This is a genomic window from Caulobacter sp. AVps16, from assembly GCF_058681455.1.
The window spans coordinates 3,422,609-3,439,004 of sequence record NZ_CM178739.1 but is presented as its reverse complement, the minus strand read 5'-3'; the positions used below and the strand labels follow the sequence as shown (position 1 = coordinate 3,439,004).

Annotated in this window: 15 protein-coding genes; 9 read left to right on the top strand and 6 right to left on the bottom strand. The window is 66.7% G+C overall.

The window, feature by feature from the left end; all coding sequences use genetic code 11:
- Positions 1-75 precede the first annotated feature (75 nt).
- The gene (chpT, locus tag ACW17U_RS16505; RefSeq protein WP_062142751.1) at positions 76-747 is read right to left on the bottom strand and encodes a histidine phosphotransferase ChpT; all 672 of its coding nucleotides are present in this window, start codon (positions 745-747) and stop codon (positions 76-78) included.
- 66 nt (positions 748-813) lie between these two features.
- On the opposite strand from chpT, the gene ACW17U_RS16500 reads away from it, so the two are divergent.
- Positions 814-999, top strand: a complete 186-nt coding sequence (locus tag ACW17U_RS16500) for a DUF3553 domain-containing protein (protein ID WP_062142754.1) — start codon at positions 814-816, stop codon at positions 997-999.
- A gap of 14 nt (positions 1,000-1,013) precedes the next feature.
- Positions 1,014-1,811 carry a 3'(2'),5'-bisphosphate nucleotidase CysQ gene (cysQ, locus tag ACW17U_RS16495; RefSeq protein WP_062142757.1) on the top strand — a complete coding sequence of 266 codons (798 nt, stop codon included), beginning with the start codon at positions 1,014-1,016 and terminating at the stop codon, positions 1,809-1,811.
- Positions 1,812-1,822: 11 nt separating this feature from the next.
- On the opposite strand, the gene ACW17U_RS16490 is transcribed toward cysQ, so the two are convergent.
- From ACW17U_RS16490 to dapB, 5 genes are all read right to left on the bottom strand, one after another.
- The gene (locus ACW17U_RS16490; protein ID WP_062142760.1) at positions 1,823-2,695 is read right to left on the bottom strand and encodes an EamA family transporter; all 873 of its coding nucleotides are present in this window, start codon (positions 2,693-2,695) and stop codon (positions 1,823-1,825) included.
- A gap of 162 nt (positions 2,696-2,857) precedes the next feature.
- Positions 2,858-3,214, bottom strand: a complete 357-nt coding sequence (locus ACW17U_RS16485; RefSeq protein ID WP_492053866.1) for a YdbL family probable chaperone protein — start codon at positions 3,212-3,214, stop codon at positions 2,858-2,860.
- Between the two features lie 13 nt (positions 3,215-3,227).
- Positions 3,228-3,407 (bottom strand): YnbE family lipoprotein, encoded by a 180-nt coding sequence (locus tag ACW17U_RS16480; RefSeq protein WP_062142766.1) that lies wholly within the window; start codon positions 3,405-3,407, stop codon positions 3,228-3,230.
- A 35-nt stretch (positions 3,408-3,442) separates the two neighbouring features.
- Entirely contained in the window at positions 3,443-6,736 is a 3,294-nt protein-coding gene (locus ACW17U_RS16475; RefSeq protein ID WP_492053865.1) for an intermembrane phospholipid transport protein YdbH family protein, read from the bottom strand.
- A 36-nt stretch (positions 6,737-6,772) separates the two neighbouring features.
- A complete protein-coding gene (dapB, locus tag ACW17U_RS16470) occupies positions 6,773-7,546 on the bottom strand; it encodes a 4-hydroxy-tetrahydrodipicolinate reductase (protein WP_492053863.1) in 774 nt (257 codons plus the stop codon).
- Between the two features lie 225 nt (positions 7,547-7,771).
- On the opposite strand from dapB, the gene ACW17U_RS16465 reads away from it, so the two are divergent.
- From ACW17U_RS16465 to ACW17U_RS16435, 7 genes are all read left to right on the top strand, one after another.
- Positions 7,772-10,051 carry an NADP-dependent malic enzyme gene (locus ACW17U_RS16465; protein ID WP_492053861.1) on the top strand — a complete coding sequence of 760 codons (2,280 nt, stop codon included), beginning with the start codon at positions 7,772-7,774 and terminating at the stop codon, positions 10,049-10,051.
- Between the two features lie 76 nt (positions 10,052-10,127).
- Positions 10,128-10,586, top strand: coding sequence for a hypothetical protein (locus ACW17U_RS16460; RefSeq protein ID WP_492053860.1), 459 nt, complete (start codon positions 10,128-10,130; stop codon positions 10,584-10,586).
- Positions 10,579-11,619, top strand: a complete 1,041-nt coding sequence (locus ACW17U_RS16455; protein ID WP_492053858.1) for a serine/threonine-protein kinase — start codon at positions 10,579-10,581, stop codon at positions 11,617-11,619. Before ACW17U_RS16460 ends, ACW17U_RS16455 begins: the two co-directional genes overlap by 8 nt.
- Positions 11,620-12,632: 1,013 nt before the next feature.
- The gene (locus tag ACW17U_RS16450) at positions 12,633-13,277 is read left to right on the top strand and encodes a phosphoribosylanthranilate isomerase (RefSeq protein WP_492053856.1); all 645 of its coding nucleotides are present in this window, start codon (positions 12,633-12,635) and stop codon (positions 13,275-13,277) included.
- Positions 13,278-13,302: 25 nt separating this feature from the next.
- A complete protein-coding gene (gene trpB, locus ACW17U_RS16445; RefSeq protein ID WP_492053854.1) occupies positions 13,303-14,523 on the top strand; it encodes a tryptophan synthase subunit beta in 1,221 nt (406 codons plus the stop codon).
- A 12-nt stretch (positions 14,524-14,535) separates the two neighbouring features.
- Complete coding sequence (gene trpA / locus ACW17U_RS16440; RefSeq protein WP_492053852.1) at positions 14,536-15,372, top strand: tryptophan synthase subunit alpha; 837 nt, start codon at positions 14,536-14,538, stop codon at positions 15,370-15,372.
- 4 nt (positions 15,373-15,376) lie between these two features.
- Complete coding sequence (locus ACW17U_RS16435) at positions 15,377-16,300, top strand: acetyl-CoA carboxylase carboxyltransferase subunit beta (RefSeq protein ID WP_492053850.1); 924 nt, start codon at positions 15,377-15,379, stop codon at positions 16,298-16,300.
- Positions 16,301-16,396: the final 96 nt, after the last annotated feature.

Genomic DNA, 16,396 nt, shown 5'->3' with positions numbered 1-16,396 from the left:
CACCCATCGTCGGGCACCGAGGTTAAGGAGCGGTGAGCATGAGCCCCGAAAGGCGCGCTAGCCTGTGGATCAGGGTCAGGCCGGGACCCAGCAGGCCAGGCTGATGCGATCCTCGGCCGCCTCGACGGCGACCTGACCGCCCGCAGCCCGCACCAGGGCGTGCAGATAGGCCGCCTGCACCCAGGGTCCGCCGAGCCCTTCGGTCAGGGCCTCGCCGCGCAGGCCGGCCAGGACCTCGGGCCGCAGGCGGGCGCGGTTGCCGACGGCGTCGGCGGTGATCAGGAACCGGCCCTCGGCCGTGATCCCCTTCAGGGTGGCGATGCCACCGGCCGGCAGGGCGCTGGCGGCCAGCTGGGCGATATTGAGCACCGCCCGGGCCGCAGCCTTGTTGATCGCCTGGGATTCAATGGCCCAGACCATCTGGGGCCGCACATGGTCGAACACGCCCTGGGCCAGTTTTTCGAGCTCGCGCGAGTCGAAGGCCTCCGCCGAGGCCGAGGCCCCGAAGGCGACGCGGCAGAACTGCAGCAGGTCGGCCAGCTTGCGGGCCGAGGAGGAGATCAGGCTCATGGCGTCTTCGCGCATGTCCTGGGCCGAAGGGTCTTCGAGCAGGTCGAGGCCCGAGACGATGGCGCTGGCCGGACTGATGAAGTCGTGACACAGGCGGGCGGCCAGCATGGCGGCGAAGTCCGGCCCGTTGACGTCAACGGTCGTGGTCGGGGCGGGCTCGAGGGGCGTGTCGGTCATGAGGCCGGAGTTTGGCGTGATTTGAGGCTTTGGCAAACCGGTCGCGCGGCTTATCAGGGCTGCGTCATGGATCCGTTTCTCGAGCCTGGCGTCTTGGTGCGCCACCCTGACCAGCCCGACTGGGGCCTGGGACAGGTGCAGTCGGTGATCGGCCATCGCGTGACCGTCAATTTCGAAGACGCCGGCAAGCAGACGATCGACGCCCAGCGCGTGACCCTCGTCTATGTCGGCGACGACCCCAGAGGGTCGTGATGAGAGGAAGTTTTATGGCCGCGTCCGATCTGTCACCCGCCGACCTGCCCCTCGCGGACTGGGGCCGGGCGCTCGCCCTGATCTGCGAGGAGGCCGCGACGGTCATCCTGCCGTTCTGGCAGACGGAGCTGAATGTCGAGCACAAGGCCGATTCCAGCCCGGTGACCGAGGCCGACAAGGCCGGCGAGATCCTGATCCTCAAGCGGCTGGCCGAGGTCTTCCCCGGCGTGCCGACGGTGTCGGAAGAGCATGCCAGCGAATATGGCGCGCCGGAGGATATCGGCCCGCGCTTCTTCCTGGTCGATCCCGTCGACGGCACCAAGGCCTTCGTGCGCGGCGATCCCAGCTTCACGGTCAATATCGGCCTGATCGAGAACGGTGTGCCGGTGGCGGGGGCGATCGTGGCCCCGGCCACGGGCGAAGCCTGGTTCACCACCGCCGACGGGGTGCTCAAGCGCCAGGCTCCTGGCGGTGCTGACGCCCCGGTCCAGGTCCGCCCCTGGCCGCAGGGCGCGGCCGTGGCCCTGGTCAGCCATACGATGAAGCCGGAACGCGCCGCAGAACTGGCGGCCCAGTACGGTTTTGACCTGCGCACGCCGATGGACAGCTCGATCAAGATGTGTCGCATCGCCGAGGGATCGGCTGACATCTATCCGCGCCATGGTCCGACCATGGAATGGGATACGGCGGCCGGCCACGCGATCCTTGTCGCGGCCGGCGGCCGGTTCACCGCACCGGACGGCGAGGCCTTTGTCTATGGCAAGGCCGACCAGGGATTCCGCAACGGCTGGTTCGTGGCGCGGGGTAAATAACAGCCCTCTCCCTATGGGAGAGGGTCTTCTATTCGCGACTCCGTCGTCAGGATGGTCCCGGCGGAGGCGGCGATGATGCAGCCTATGGCCAGCCATTGCAGCGGGGCCAGGCGTTCGCCCAGCAGGGCCAGGCCGGCCAGGGCTCCGACCGCCGGTTCGGCGCTGAGCATGACGCCGAAGCTGCGCTTGGGGATGCCCTTCATGGCGATCATTTCCAGGGAGTAGGGGATGGCACTCGACAGCACCGCCACCATCAGTCCCATCAGCAGCCAGCGCGGATGGAACAGCTCGGCGCCGGCGCTGACCAGGCCGACAGGCACGACGATCAGGGCCGCCGTGCTCATGCCCAGGGCCACGGTACGGCCCGCATGCAGATGGCCGGTGCGCTTGCCCAGCACGATGTAAAGCGCCCACATCACCGCCGCCGCCCCGGCAAAGCCGACCCCGACCGGGTCCAGGCTGCCGGCTCCGGCCTTCAGGGGCAGAAGCAGCAGCAGGCCCAGGACCGCCAGGCTGATCCAGACGAAATGGATGAGCTTGCGCGAATACAGCAGGGCCAGACCCAGGGGCCCGGTGAACTCGATGGCGATGGCCAGGCCCAGGGGGATGGTCCGCAGCGACATGTAGAAGCAGAGGTTCATCAGACCGATGACCGCGCCATAGAGCGCCACCGTCTTCAGGTCGGTCCGGGTCAGGGGGTGGCGCCAGGGCCGCCAGAGCGCCAGCAGCACCAGGGCGGAGAAACCGACCCGGTAGGCCGTGGTGCCTGTGGCCCCGATGGCGGGAAACAGCTGCTTGGCGAAGGAGGTCCCGACGCACAGCGTCACGATCGCCCCGAACAGGGCGGCATAGGGGGTGATGGATTTGAGGGTCAGCCCGGACATGGGCCGTTCTTAGGGAACCTGGGGCGGTGGTTCCAGTGCGGTAAATACTGGCCCCCTCCGGGCCTGCGGCCCTCCTCCCCCGGAGGGGGAAGATGAGTTCATCCGCCCCCTACGGGGGCGGACGGCTGCGCAGCAGCCCGGTGGGGGCAAGTCCTTGAATCGCTACTTTTTCATCCAGCCGCCGTCGAGCGGCTTCCAGTAGTAGCCCGGGGCCAGGCGGCTGTAGAGTTGCTTGGCGGTGGCCTGGCCGGCGGCTTCGGGGGTCACGCCGGTGCGGGCGGCGATCTCCTTGTAGGCGGCGGCACGGCCGATATTGATCTCGGCGACCGAGGCGCGCAGGGCGTCGTCGCCCCCGGCCACGATACCGAGATAGCCGTCGGCCTGTTCACCCACCACGCCGGCCGCCTTGGCGGCGTCAACAGTGGCCTTGGCGGCGGAGGACTGGGCCAGGACGGCGCCTGTGCCCAGAGCGGTCAGGGTCAGGCCCAGGGCCAGAACCGTCAGTGTCTTGCGCATCATCTCGGGTCCAGTCCTAGAACAGGTTGGGGTTTTGCTGGATCAGGCTCTGGACTTCCTTGTCCAGACGCACCCGGACGTCGGCGTCCAGCTTGGCGTAGATATTGATCGGGTCGACCTTGACGCGGATCGTCGGCGTGCAGGCGGCCAGCGCCCCCGTCGCGATCAGGCCCAATAGCAGGGCGCGCTTTTTCATGCGGGTGTCTCCAAGTTCGGGTGGACGGTGACCGGTCATGGCTGAACCGGGTCTGAACGGGTCTCGTTTGGGTCTTCACCCCGGTAGGCGCGTCGCCAGGCCGCCAGCAGGTCATCGAGATTCAGCGAGGTGTCGAGGGTCAGGTCGACGGGCGTCCTGGCCGGCAGGGCGATGCGCTTGTTGAACGCCTTGCCGCGCAAAAGGTCCAGCAGTCCGATCCGGGCCTTTTCAGCGACCTTGGGATCGTGCTCGCCCTTGATGTGGAACAGGATCGCCAGCCGCCCCTGGTCGGTGCTGTTGACGCTGGCCTCCAGGGTCGTGAACGACAGGTTCTCCATGGCCTGATAGGCGAAGTCCTGAATGGCATTGACGGGGGCTGCGGCCGGGGCGGGCGCGCCGGGACTGTCGCCGCCCGGGGCCTGGACCCCGGCCTGAACTCCGCTCAGGGCCGCGCGCGACAGGGCCAGGCGGCCCGGACGGATGGCGGTGATCCGGCCCTCCAGCAGGCGAAAACCCTTGGGGCCGAGCTCGAACGGCAGCCGACCGTCGACGACGGCGTCCAGCTGGATCTTCTCGACCAGGGACGAGGCGGCGATCAGTTCGCCCAGATCCATGTGCTGGACGACAATTACCCCCCGGATCGGCTGGCCCGGCTCCAGGGAGACCTCGGTCGGCTCGATCGAGACCCGGCCCTTGGCGGCCTCGAACACGGCCGAGTCGATCTGCAGCGCCTCGGACCCGAGGCGGAAGGCGGCGGCAAATCCGTCCAGCGGCACGAAGGCGTCGATCCGGCTGACCCTCAGCCTCTGGTCGGGCGCACTGACCAGGGGTGCCAGGCTGGTGAAGTCGATCTTGCCCTGCAGGTCGGCCACGACGCCGATCGGGCTGGTGAAGTCGAGAGGGCCGACCGAAAGCCGTCCCGAGCTCCGCATGCCGTCGGCGTCCCAGACGAACAGGCCGGTCAGGCTGGCGGGACCGGTGGCCTGTCTTGCCCCGGCGGCCAGCGGCGACAGTTCGCCGGGTTGCAGGCCGTCCGGCTGGAAGGCCAGTCTGGAGGCATCGAGCTCGGCCCGGCCTCGCGCCTGGGCGACGTCGTGGCGCAGGGTGATCCGGCCCAGGGGCTGGCCGAGCGGGGTGGCGGCGTCGAGGCCGCCGGTCCAGAGGCCGTTCGATAGGGCGAGGCGACCGGTGGTCCGGATCGGATTGAACCGCCGGCCTTCGGCGACATCGCGCAATGTGCCCTGATCCAGGCGAACCTCGGCGCGCATCGACCCGCCGGCATTGTCGGCGCTCAGGCTGCCGGCCCCGCCCTCGACGCTGGCCTGGGCCTCGTCCAGCGAGACGGTCAGGTCGCTGAAGCGGGCGGCGGTGGTCCAGAGACCGCTCTCGACGGTGAGCAGGGGCCCGGACCCGGCGCAGAGGGTCGCGCCGGGGTGCGAGAGAGGCGTATCCCCCATGCGCAGGCGCACGGCGGTCAGGGGCTGGCAACGGGCCAGGGTGAAGGTGGCGCGCGACCCCGAAACCTTGGCCAGGCCCTCGAACCGTCCCGCCAGGCCCTGGAGCGGCGCGATATCGAACTGGTCGCCGGCCAGGGTGAGGGGCGCGCTCAGGACAAGGCCGTCCCAGCGCCAGTCCGGCACCTCAAGGTCCAGGCTGGGCAGGCCGCCGCCGGACAGGCTGGCGACCAGGTTGCCGTGCATCCGGCCGTCTGCCGCGTCCAGCAGCGGACCCCGGGGCGCGGCGAGGCTGGCCCGAACGCCCGGCGCGGCGTTCAGGCTGATCGGCCGGCTCAGGCCAAGGCGGGTACGGCCGTCGCCCAGGGTCAGGCTCAGGCCCGGGGCCTTGAGCTCGAAGGTCTGCAGGGCCTGGGTGGCGGCGCGGACATCGGCGGGATCGGGCAGGGCACCGGCCAGGCGTTCGGCGTCGGGCCGGGACAGGCCGCTATCGGCCTCCGCCGACCCGGTCAGGTTCAGGTCCGGTCTGCGCAGGAGGCCATCGGTCCGGCCCCGGGCCTCGACCACCAGGCTGGTGAGGGCCAGGCTGCCGCGGGCCGCGCGGCTGGCCCCCAGCTGCAGGGCCAGGGGGCCGCTGGCCCGCAGACCGTCCGGCTCGGCGGCCAGGCTCAGGTCGGACAGCTGCAGCTGCCCCGCTGCCTCCCTCAGGGCGATGCCGCCGGCCAGGGCCTGTTTGGCCTCAGCCTGGATCTGGCCCCGGCCCCGGGCGGCGATCCTCTCGTCCAGGCGCTCGGCCACGAGCTGATCGAAGTCGAGACCGAGGCCGATCTCGCGGGCTTCCAGACCGGGGGCCTGCAGGGCCTGGCCATGGGCCTCGCCGACCATCCGGCCGCTGAAACGGGGCTGGGTCAGGGAGCCGTCCAGAGCGCCGATCAGGGCCAGGCTGGCCGCAGCCCTGTCGCTGCGGATATCGCCCGTCCGGGCCGAGCCGGCCTTGATCATGGCGCGCAGCTCGGCCGGGCCCCTGGCCGAACGGGTCGTCAGGTCGGGATAGGCGATTTCGGCGTCGATCTGGCCCTGGGCGTCTTCCAGTTCGACCGTCTCGGCGACCAGGGCGTCGAGGTCGAAGCGGGCGGTGACGGCCAGGCGGTCGCCGCGCTTGCGGGCTGTCAGCAGGGCGCCGCGCGCCTCGATCAGCAGCTGATCGGTGACATAGCGCGCGCGACCCAACCGTCCGTCGAGGTGCAGCAACTGGCCCTTGTCGAGACTGGCATCGCCGGTCAGGCGGACCAGACCGCCGGGTGTGCGCAGGTCGAGGCGGGCATTCTCGACCAGGATGGCGGGGCCGCCGGGCCCGGACCGGCGCGGGGCCTTCAGCAGGTCGTTGACCAGGGGCTGCAGCGGGCCAAGGTCGAGACCCTGGTCGGTCAGCCTCGCCTTCAGGCGCGGGCGCACCAGGCGCACGGCGCGGGTTTCAAGCGCGAGGCCGCTGCCCGGTTTCGCCCCGGCCATCCAGGGCGCGCGCAGATCATAGGCCACCTCGATCCGCTCTGCCGTGAAGCTGGGATCATTGCGGGGCCCCAGCCGCACCGAACCGGTAAAGCCGCTGGCGTCGAGCTCGTCGACCGTGATCACGGCATCGACGCCGTGCGCCTGCAGCCAGCTCTGGGCCAGGTCGCGGCTGATCTCGCGCCGGCCGCCATGGATCAGCAGGCCGACGGCGATGACACCCAGCATCGACAGCGAAACGGCCTCAAGCCCGGCATCGACCCACCACGCAGAGCGTCGCCGCCCCGGCAGGGGCGGTGGCCCGTCCGGGCTCGAGGGGGCAGGTTGGGTCGTCGGCTCGGCCATCAGGTCCTGGTCTGAATGCAAGCCCCCCGGCTCGGGTTCCTGTCTAGAGGGCCGAGCCTAGCGACGAAAGCCCAGAACATCCTGCATGTCGTAGTGTCCGGGCGGCTGGCTGACGGCCCAGACCGCCGCGGCCACGGCCCCGCGGGCGAACAGGCCGCGGTCAGTCGCCGAGTGCGACAGGGTCAGGACCTCCTCCTCGCCGGCGAAGAGCACGCTGTGCTCGCCGATGATGCCGCCGCCGCGCACGACCGAAAAGCCGATGTCGCCCTCGGTGCGGGGCCCGGTGACGCCGTCGCGGCCCCGGTCGGACACCGCCTCCAGATCGACCCCGCGGCCCTCGGCGGCCGCCTGGCCCAGCATCAGGGCCGTGCCCGAGGGGGCGTCGATCTTGCGCTTGTGATGGGCCTCGAAGACCTCGATGTCCCATTCGCTGGCCGGCAGGGCTGCGGCAGCCTGTTTCACCAGGCCCATCAGCATGTTGACGCCCAGAGAATAGTTGCCCGAGCGGACGATGGCGATCTTGGTCGCCGCCACGTCGATGCGGGCGATCTGGTCGGGGGTAAAGCCGGTCGAGCCGATCACCACGGCCGGCCCGCCGCGTGCCGCACAGGCCTCGGCCAGCAGCACCGAGGCCTCGGGCAGGGTGAAGTCGATCACCGCCTGGGCGGCCTCGAGGGCGACGTCGCGCGTCACCAGGTCCTCGCCGGTCGCCTCGGGACGGTCGAAGCGGGCCACGGCACGGGCCAGGGCGTGGCCGTCCAGGGTTCTGGCGACGGCCTGGCCCATGCGGCCCAGGGCCCCGGCAATGGCGATGTTCACGGGCTTGGTCATGAGTGCCTAGTCACCCATTCTGCGGGCCCCGGTCAATCGCGGATCGACGTCGCGACCGGGGTCTGACGGTCCGGAAGGCCAAGCCCAACAAGCGTTTGCGCCCGTTTTTATCCCGCACGGCAGGTTGTGAGGCCGGAATCCCGCCGCTACGGTGTCGTCACATAAGGGCGCTCCGCATCGACCGGCTCGTCCCCTCCACTGTCATGCAGGACGGAACCGCGGGTTATGAGCGACACCGAGAAGAAGACCTTCACCGACGCTGAAGCGCTGGCCTTCCACCGCTACCCGACCCCCGGCAAGATCGCCATCGTCCCGACCAAGCCGATGGCCACCCAGCGCGACCTGTCCCTGGCCTATTCGCCCGGCGTCGCCGTTCCGGTCCACGCCATCGCCGCCGATCCGGACATGGCCTATGAATATACCTCCAAGGGCAATCTGGTCGCCGTCATCTCCAACGGCACCGCCATCCTCGGCCTCGGCGACCTGGGGGCCCTGGCCTCCAAGCCGGTGATGGAGGGCAAGAGCGTCCTCTTCAAGCGCTTCGGTGACGTTGACTCGATCGATATCGAGATCACCACCAAGGACGCCGACGAGATCATCACGGTGGTCAAGAACATCGGCGTCACCTTCGGCGGCATCAATCTGGAGGACATCAAGAGCCCCGAATGCTTCCGCATCGAAACCGAGCTGCAGGAGCTGCTCGACATCCCGGTGTTCCATGACGACCAGCACGGCACGGCGATCATCTGCGCCGCCGGCCTGATCAATGCCTGCCACATCACCGGCAAGCGGCTGGAGGACGTCAAGGTCGTGCTCAACGGTCCGGGCGCGGCCGGCATCGCCTCGATGGAACTGATCAAGGCCATGGGCGTGAAGGCCGAAAACGTCATCGCCGTCGATTCCAAGGGCGTGCTCTATCGCGGCCGCACCGAGGGCATGAACCAGTGGAAGAGCGCCCACGCGGTCGACACCGACAAGCGCACCCTGGCCGAGGCGGTCAAGGGCGCGGACGTTCTGCTGGGCCTCTCGGCCAAGGGGGCCTTCACCCCCGAGATGATCGCCAGCATGGCCCCCAACCCGGTGATCTTCGCCATGGCCAATCCCGATCCGGAGATCACGCCGGAAGAGGTCCACGCCGTCCGCAGCGACGCGATCATGGGCACCGGCCGCAGCGACTATCCCAACCAGGTCAATAACGTCCTCGGCTTCCCCTACATCTTCCGCGGGGCCCTCGACGTGCGGGCCCGCCGCGTCAATCACGAGATGAAGATCGCCTGCGCCAATGCCCTGGCCATGCTGGCCCGCGAGGACGTGCCGGATGAGGTGGCCGCCGCCTATCACGGCCGCCAGCTGAAGTTCGGCCCGCAATATATCATCCCCTCGGCCTTCGACCCGCGCCTGATCTGGTATGTGCCGCCCTTCGTCGCCCAGGCGGCGATGGACACCGGCGTGGCCCGCAAGCCGATCGAGGACATGGACGCCTATCGCGCCAGCCTCGCCCAGCGCCTGGATCCCACCGCCGGCTTCCTGCAGAAGATCGCCGGGGCCGTGCTGGCCAATCCCAAGCGCATCGTCTTTGCCGAGGGCGAGGACCCGTCGGTGATCCGCGCCGCCTATGCCTACCAGACCGGTGGCTATGGCAAGGCCATCCTCTGCGGCCGCGAAAACCTGGTGGCCGAGAACATGCGCGTCGTCGGCCTCGACCCCGACACCGCCGGCCTCGAGATCATCAATGCCCGCCTGTCGGACCGCAATCCCGACTATGTCGAGGCCCTGTACAAGCGCCTGCAGCGCAACGGCTATCTGAAGCGCGACGTCCAGCGCCTGATCAACCAGGACCGCAACAGCTTTGCCGCCTCGATGGTCATCCATGGCGAGGCCGATGGCATGGTCACCGGCGTCACCCGCAGCTTCGACCAGGCCCTGGAGGATGTGCTGCGCGTGGTCGATCCCGCCCCCGGCGGCCGGATCATGGGCATGTCGGTGGTCCTGGCCAAGGGTCGCACCATCTTTGTGGCCGACACCAATGTCACCGAGCTGCCCGAGGCCGAGGAACTGGTCGAGATCGCCTGCGAGGCGGCCCGCGCCGTCACCCGCCTGGGCTTCAAGCCGCGCGTCGCCTTCATGAGCTATTCCACCTTCGGCAACCCGATGGGCCTGCGCTCGGAAAAGGTCCGTGAGGCTGTGGCCATGCTCGACGAGATGGATGTCGACTTCGAATATGAGGGCGAGATGCCGCCCGAACTGGCGCTGGACCCGGAAAAGCGGGCGAATTACCCGTTCATGCGTCTGACCGACAGCGCCAATATCCTGATCATGCCGGCCATCCACGCCGCCTCGATCTCGACCAAGCTGGTCCAGAGCCTGGGCGGGGCGACGGTGATCGGGCCGGTGCTGCTGGGGCTGAGCAAGTCGGTCCAGATCACGCCGCTGAGCGCGTCGGTGTCGCGGATTTTGAACATGGCGATGATGGCGGCTTATGACGTGCCGGCGGAGGAAGGGTAGGGGGAGTAGCTTGCGCTTAAAACTATCATCGGTTGTTCAAATCGGATTTACTCCCTCACGAGGTAGGGGGCGATAGATGATTACGATAGGAATACGGGCGGCGCCGAAGGAGGTCACCTTCGCCATTTACGACGCGAAGGAAAACGTCGTCATCAATGTTGAGGCCATCAAAATACCCGCCGCTTTGCATTGGCCCGAAAGCTTGAAATATCTGCGAAGCAACCTTCTAGATATTTTAAGAGAGTATAAAATTGATCGAGCGGGCATTAGGCTAGCAGAGACAAATGCCCAATCTGTAAACTATGAACGAGTTCATATTGAAGGTGTAATACAAGAGGCGTTTGCAAGCAGCGAATTGACCGGGTACTATGCGGGGCCGATTGCAACAATCGCAAAACGTGTGGGGGTCGAACGTACTACCATAAAGAAAATGGTGGATGATGGAATCAACCATTTCAATATTGAGGGATGGGGGAAACTTAGCGACAAACAGCGCGAGGCCGTGCTGGCAGCGATCGGAGCGGCCAATGTTTAATGCGCTTACTAAGGCTCAAGTTTCATTCGAGCTTGGAGACGAAATTGGTGGCGAAGGAAAGAATTCTCACACCTATAAAGCACACGATCCGCAGCTTGGCGCCGATATCGTCGTAAAGAAGATAGATAAAACAAGCATCGCCGATCAGGCAGCCTATTTTTCAGAATCTCGCGCTCTATATGCGAGCGCCCATCCTAACGTTGTGCAGGTGCATTACGCTTGCGAAGATGATGATAGCATTTTTGTAGCGATGCCTTTCTACCAAAAGGGATCTGTAAAAAAACTCTTGGGAGATAGGCACGTCACAGTGCGTGAGATTGTGCAGATTGGATGTCAAATCCTGTCAGGGCTGCACAATATTCACTCCAAAGGACTCGTGCATTTCGACATTAAATCTGACAACGTGCTACTTTCTGACCGTGGGGAAGCATTGATATCTGATTTTGGCTTGTCGAAACCACTAAAGAATGGATTTGCTACTCCGGAAGGGATATACGAACCCAACTTCCCTCCCGAAGCGTTGACTACTCATGAATTCGACGCCAGTTACGACGTCTTCCAAACTGGACTGACACTTTACGCCATGTGCGTCGGAATAGCGGCTTACAAAGCCCAATATCTTGCTTACTTTGCGAACGGTTCATTTGATGGTGCACGGTTCGTCGCAGACATTAAAAAGGGCACCTATCCGGACCGTGGCGCGTTCCCTCCGCATATTCCCGCTCGGTTGAAAAAGATCGTGAAGAGATGTCTCGAGGTAAATCCAAAGGACCGGTACGGGGCCGCCCTCCATGCGATGAACGATTTAGCCCAGGTGGAGGGCGCCGAGTTGGATTGGCTATATTCCGAGAAAAATGGCGACCGACTCTGGAAAAAGTCCACAGACGACTCCACCTACGAGTTCACGGTTTCTTCCGATTCATCCTCGAAACTGGTTAAGTCCGTTAATGGCGGCGCTTTCAGAAACCAAACTGCCGGCTCGATGAAGGCACCTACTGCCAGAGATATCTCAAGGATTTTAGGCACCTACTAGGTGATGTCGAAAACCAAAAATAATCCTGCGGCTTATCGACAACGCGCGGACATTGCGAAGCTCGCGTCTTCGCCTGGCAGCAAAACTGTGCCTAAGCGTTTGCCTAAATCGAAGCAGGCGTTGCTCGTTTCTTTGTTTGGAACGGCAGGCAACCAGAAGGCTGGATACGTGCCTTTTGGACGCTTAGTGCGCAAGTGACGCGTCGAGAAGCCATCCGCCCCTCAGCGGATGACGCCACGTCCTGAAACCCCTGGTGGAACTGGAGCTCTGTCTGAGGGGCTCGTCAAGGACGACGCGGAGCGTCGCCGCGACGCGGCCGCCAGAGGCGGTCCTTGACGAGACCCTCAGACAGAGCAGGCTCGCCTCCAAGGATTTAGGGCGCGGCCTCGCCGCTGGCGGGCTTTGCGCTTTCGCCCCCCCTCTCAAACGTCATTCCCGCCACAAGGGCGGGAATGACGGAGGTATGGGGATTGGCCGTGCTGTATCCCCGTTCCTTCGAGATCAAAGCCCAGCCTGATCAACCCCTTGTCAGAAACTTGATCGCGCCAATCCGACGCGCTGAAACCGGCCGCATAATCATCCCACCTCGTCGCTAGGAAAGGGCGCAGGGCCAGCGACCGTTGCGGCGGCGGGGGGTGATCGAGCGGGACTGGGCCTCAGGGGGATACTGAAGCGCGTCCGGGGACCTGGTTGCTGGCCAGACCCGCCCGCCGTCGGCGTGGTTGAAGGCAAAAGGGCGTGTCTGGCTGTAAGCCCGTCCTCTTCGACCGCTGGACTGAGCTGGAAACGGCGCGGCCCGGGTCCCGGTAAGGCCTCAACAGGGCCACCTGGCGGGAGGCTGACGGATAACGACCACGTGGAGCGCACGGCTTCGTCGAAACGGTAATCACTCTCTCTTATCCGGACGTCGTCCGGACGCTCCGCGACCCTTTCCATCCCTTCAGCGAGCGATCGCGTGAAGCGGCGACCTCGCGCCTCTTGCGTCCGGACTGCCGCGCACGTAACTCCGGCCCATGAGTATCCGCGCCAAGATCTGTGGCCTTTCGACACCGGAGGCGGTCAGTGCCGCCGTCGAGGGCGGGGCGGCCTATCTGGGCTTTGTGTTCTTCGCCAAAAGCCCGCGCAACCTGACGCCGGAGGCAGCCGGCCGGCTGGTCGAGCCGGTCCGGGGCCAGGGGGTGCGGACCGTGGCGGTCACGGTCGATCCCGACGATGTCCTGATCGACCGCCTGATGGCGACGATGAAGCCCGACCTGATCCAGGTGCACGGCAAGGAGACGCCGGCCCGGGTGCGCCAGATCGCCGAGCGGTCCGGGGCCGGGGTGATCAAGGCCTTTTCGGTCTCGTCGGCCTCCGACGTCGATCAGGCCCGGGCCTTCGAGCCGGTCACCGAGCAGTTTCTGTTCGATGCCCGTCCGGTGGAAGGATCGGCCCTGCCCGGCGGAACCGGCGCAAGGTTCGACTGGACCCTGCTGGAAGGCCGGCGATTTTCTCGCCCGCATTTCCTGGCCGGAGGGCTGGATCCGTGGAACGTGGCCGACGCGATCCGGGTGTCGGGGGCCCCGCTGGTGGACGTTTCCTCTGGCGTGGAGCGCGGTCCCGGCCTAAAGGACCCGGCTCTGATCACGGCGTTCCTCGATGCCGTCAAACGCCTGTAGCTCTGCCCAGCCTTTGGATGATCTCGTGAACGCCCCCTCAAAGCCCAACGACTATTCGGCCTATCCCGACGCGGAAGGCCGCTTCGGCGGCTTTGGCGGCCGCTATGTGGCCGAGACCCTGATGCCGCTGGTGCTCGACCTGGGCAAGGCCTATGCCGAGGCCAAGGCCGACCCCAAGTTCCAGGACGAGCTGAAGAGCTTCAACACCCACTATGCCGGCCGGCCCAGCCCGCTCTATTTCGCCGAGCGCCTGACCGAGCACTTCGGCGGGGCCAAGATCTACTTCAAGCGCGACGAGCTGAACCACACCGGCTCGCACAAGATCAACAATGCCCTGGGCCAGATCCTGCTGGCCATGCGCATGGGCAAGACCCGGATCATCGCCGAGACCGGGGCCGGCCAGCACGGCGTGGCCACCGCCACCGTCTGCGCCCGCTTCGGCCTGCCCTGTGTGGTCTATATGGGCGCCACCGACGTCGAGCGTCAGAAGCCCAATGTGTTCCGCATGAATCTTCTTGGGGCGGAAGTCCGCCCTGTGACCTCGGGCACCGGCACCCTGAAGGATGCCATGAACGAGGCCATGCGCGACTGGGTCACCAATGTGCATGACACCTATTACCTGATCGGCACCGCCGCCGGTCCGCACCCCTATCCGGTCATGGTCCGCGACTTCCAGAGCGTGATCGGCACCGAAGCCCGCCAGCAGATGCTCGAAATGGAAGGCCGTCTTCCCGACGCCGTCGTGGCCTGTATCGGCGGCGGCTCCAATGCCATCGGCCTGTTCCATCCCTTCCTGGCCGACGAGGGCGTGCGCCTGATCGGCGTCGAGGCGGCCGGCCACGGCGTCTCCACCGACAAGCATGCCGCCTCCCTGACCGGCGGCCGTCCCGGCGTGCTGCACGGCAACCGCACCTATCTGCTGCAGGACGACGACGGCCAGATCATCGACGCCCACTCGATCTCGGCCGGGCTCGACTATCCGGGCATCGGCCCCGAGCACTCGTTCCTGCACGAGATCGGCCGGGCCGAATATGTCTCAACCACCGACGAGGAGGCCCTGGCGGCCTTCCAGCTGTGCTCGACCCTCGAAGGCATCATCCCGGCCCTGGAACCGGCCCACGCCCTGGCCCGGGTCGGCGAGATCGCCCAGGAGCTGGGCAAGGGCAAGATCGTGGTGATGAATCTCTGCGGTCGCGGCGACAAGGACATCTTCACGGTGGCCGAGGCCCTCGGGCGCAAGATCTAGGACCTATCCAGCGTGACCAAAGACCGTATCGACCGTCGCTTCGCGGCGCTGAAGGCCGAGAACCGCGCCGGTTTCGTGACCTATATCATGGCCGGTGATCCCGATGCCGCCACGACCCTGTCCGTACTCAAGGGCCTGCCCGGTGCCGGTGCCGACCTGATCGAGCTGGGCTTTCCCTTCTCCGATCCGATGGCCGAGGGCCCGACCATCCAGCGCGCCGCCCAGCGCGGCCTGAAGTCCGGCATGACCCTGCAGGGCACGCTCGACCTGGTCGCCGCCTTCCGCGAAGGCGACAGCGACACCCCGGTCATCCTGATGGGCTATCTCAATCCGGTCCTGAACCGGGGCTTTGAAAGCTTCGCCGTCGCCGCGGCCACGGCCGGGGTTGATGGCCTGATCATCGTCGACTGCCCGCCGGAAGAGGCCGACCCGCTGTCGGACGCCCTGGAGGCCGAGGGCATCGCCCTGATCCGCCTCGCCGCCCCGACCACCGATGATGCGCGCCTGCCGATGGTGGTCCGCCGCACCTCGGGCTTTGTCTATTATGTCTCGGTCGCCGGCGTTACCGGGGTCAAGTCTGCGGACGCGGCCGATGTCGCCCCGGCCGTCGAACGCCTGCGCAAGGCCTCGGGCCTGCCCGTCGCGGTCGGCTTTGGCATCCGCACCCCGGACCAGGCCGCGGCCGTCGCCCGGGTCGCCGATGCGGCGGTTGTCGGATCGGCGCTTGTGGATGAAATCGAATCGGCGGCCCAGTTGAACGAAAATGTGACTGAGAAGGTCCTTCTCAAGGCGTCGGAGCTGGCTAAGGCTGTACGTTCTGCGCGCGTCGGGCACGAAGTGAGGCTTTAAGGCTATGGCTATGGCTGAACCCCAGGACCCGAAAAAGGGCGACAAGAAATCGGCGGCGGAAGGCCGTCGCGGCGGCTGGCTGTCGCGCATCGCCCCCGGCGTGCGCGGGGCCTTTGCCAAGCGCGAGACGCCCGAGAACCTCTGGGTCAAGTGTCCCGATACCGGCGAGATGATCTTCCGGTCCGATCTGGAAGCCGCCCTGTGGGTGACTCCGGCCGGACGCCACATGCGGATCGGGCCCGAGGCCCGCTTCAAGTTCACCTTCGACGACGGCGTCTATGAGACCCTGCCGACCCCGGCCGTGCCCGAGGACCCGCTGCATTTCTCGGACGGCAAGCCCTACAAGGACCGCCTGATTGCGGCCCGCAAGGCGACCGGAGAGCCCGATGCCATGGCCATCGCCCATGGCCTGGTCGGCGGTGCGCCGGCCGTGGTGCTGGTCCAGGACTTCGCCTTCATGGGCGGTTCGCTGGGCATGGCCGCCGGTGAAGGCTTCATCGCCGCCGCCCGCGCCGCCCTGGAACGCGAGCTTCCGCTGGTGGTCTACACCGCCGCCGGTGGGGCCCGGATGCAGGAAGGGGCCCTGTCCCTGATGCAGATGGCCCGCACGACCCTGGCCATCAATGAACTGAAGGACGCGGCCCTGCCCTATGTGGTGGTCCTCACCGACCCGACCACCGGCGGCGTGACGGCCTCCTATGCCATGCTCGGCGATGTTCACCTGGCCGAGCCGGGGGCCCTGATCGGCTTCGCCGGTCCGCGCGTCATCGAGCAGACCATCCGCGAGACCCTGCCGCCGGGCTTCCAGCGTTCGGAATATCTCGTGGAAAAGGGCATGGTCGACCGCGTCACCCCGCGCAAGGAGCTGCCGGCCGTGCTGGGCTCGATCCTGACCACCCTGATGATGGGGCGTCGCCGGGCGGCCTGACGCGGAAGCGAGCCTCGTCCTTCGACAAGCTCAGGATGAGGCTTGACCCTGACGCCGGGCGTTCAATTGACCTCATCCTGAGCTTGTCGAAGGACG

What these genes read in the sequence shown, in the direction of transcription:
- chpT (WP_062142751.1), bottom strand. Translation starts at nt 747, where the DNA reads ATGACCGACACGCCCCTCGAGCCCGCCCCGACCACGACCGTTGACGTC.
- ACW17U_RS16500 (WP_062142754.1), top strand. Translation starts at nt 814, where the DNA reads ATGGATCCGTTTCTCGAGCCTGGCGTCTTGGTGCGCCACCCTGACCAG.
- cysQ (WP_062142757.1), top strand. Translation starts at nt 1,014, where the DNA reads ATGGCCGCGTCCGATCTGTCACCCGCCGACCTGCCCCTCGCGGACTGG.
- ACW17U_RS16490 (WP_062142760.1), bottom strand. Translation starts at nt 2,695, where the DNA reads ATGTCCGGGCTGACCCTCAAATCCATCACCCCCTATGCCGCCCTGTTC.
- ACW17U_RS16485 (WP_492053866.1), bottom strand. Translation starts at nt 3,214, where the DNA reads ATGATGCGCAAGACACTGACGGTTCTGGCCCTGGGCCTGACCCTGACC.
- ACW17U_RS16480 (WP_062142766.1), bottom strand. Translation starts at nt 3,407, where the DNA reads ATGAAAAAGCGCGCCCTGCTATTGGGCCTGATCGCGACGGGGGCGCTG.
- dapB (WP_492053863.1), bottom strand. Translation starts at nt 7,546, where the DNA reads ATGACCAAGCCCGTGAACATCGCCATTGCCGGGGCCCTGGGCCGCATG.
- ACW17U_RS16465 (WP_492053861.1), top strand. Translation starts at nt 7,772, where the DNA reads ATGAGCGACACCGAGAAGAAGACCTTCACCGACGCTGAAGCGCTGGCC.
- ACW17U_RS16460 (WP_492053860.1), top strand. Translation starts at nt 10,128, where the DNA reads ATGATTACGATAGGAATACGGGCGGCGCCGAAGGAGGTCACCTTCGCC.
- ACW17U_RS16455 (WP_492053858.1), top strand. Translation starts at nt 10,579, where the DNA reads ATGTTTAATGCGCTTACTAAGGCTCAAGTTTCATTCGAGCTTGGAGAC.
- ACW17U_RS16450 (WP_492053856.1), top strand. Translation starts at nt 12,633, where the DNA reads ATGAGTATCCGCGCCAAGATCTGTGGCCTTTCGACACCGGAGGCGGTC.
- ACW17U_RS16435 (WP_492053850.1), top strand. Translation starts at nt 15,377, where the DNA reads ATGGCTATGGCTGAACCCCAGGACCCGAAAAAGGGCGACAAGAAATCG.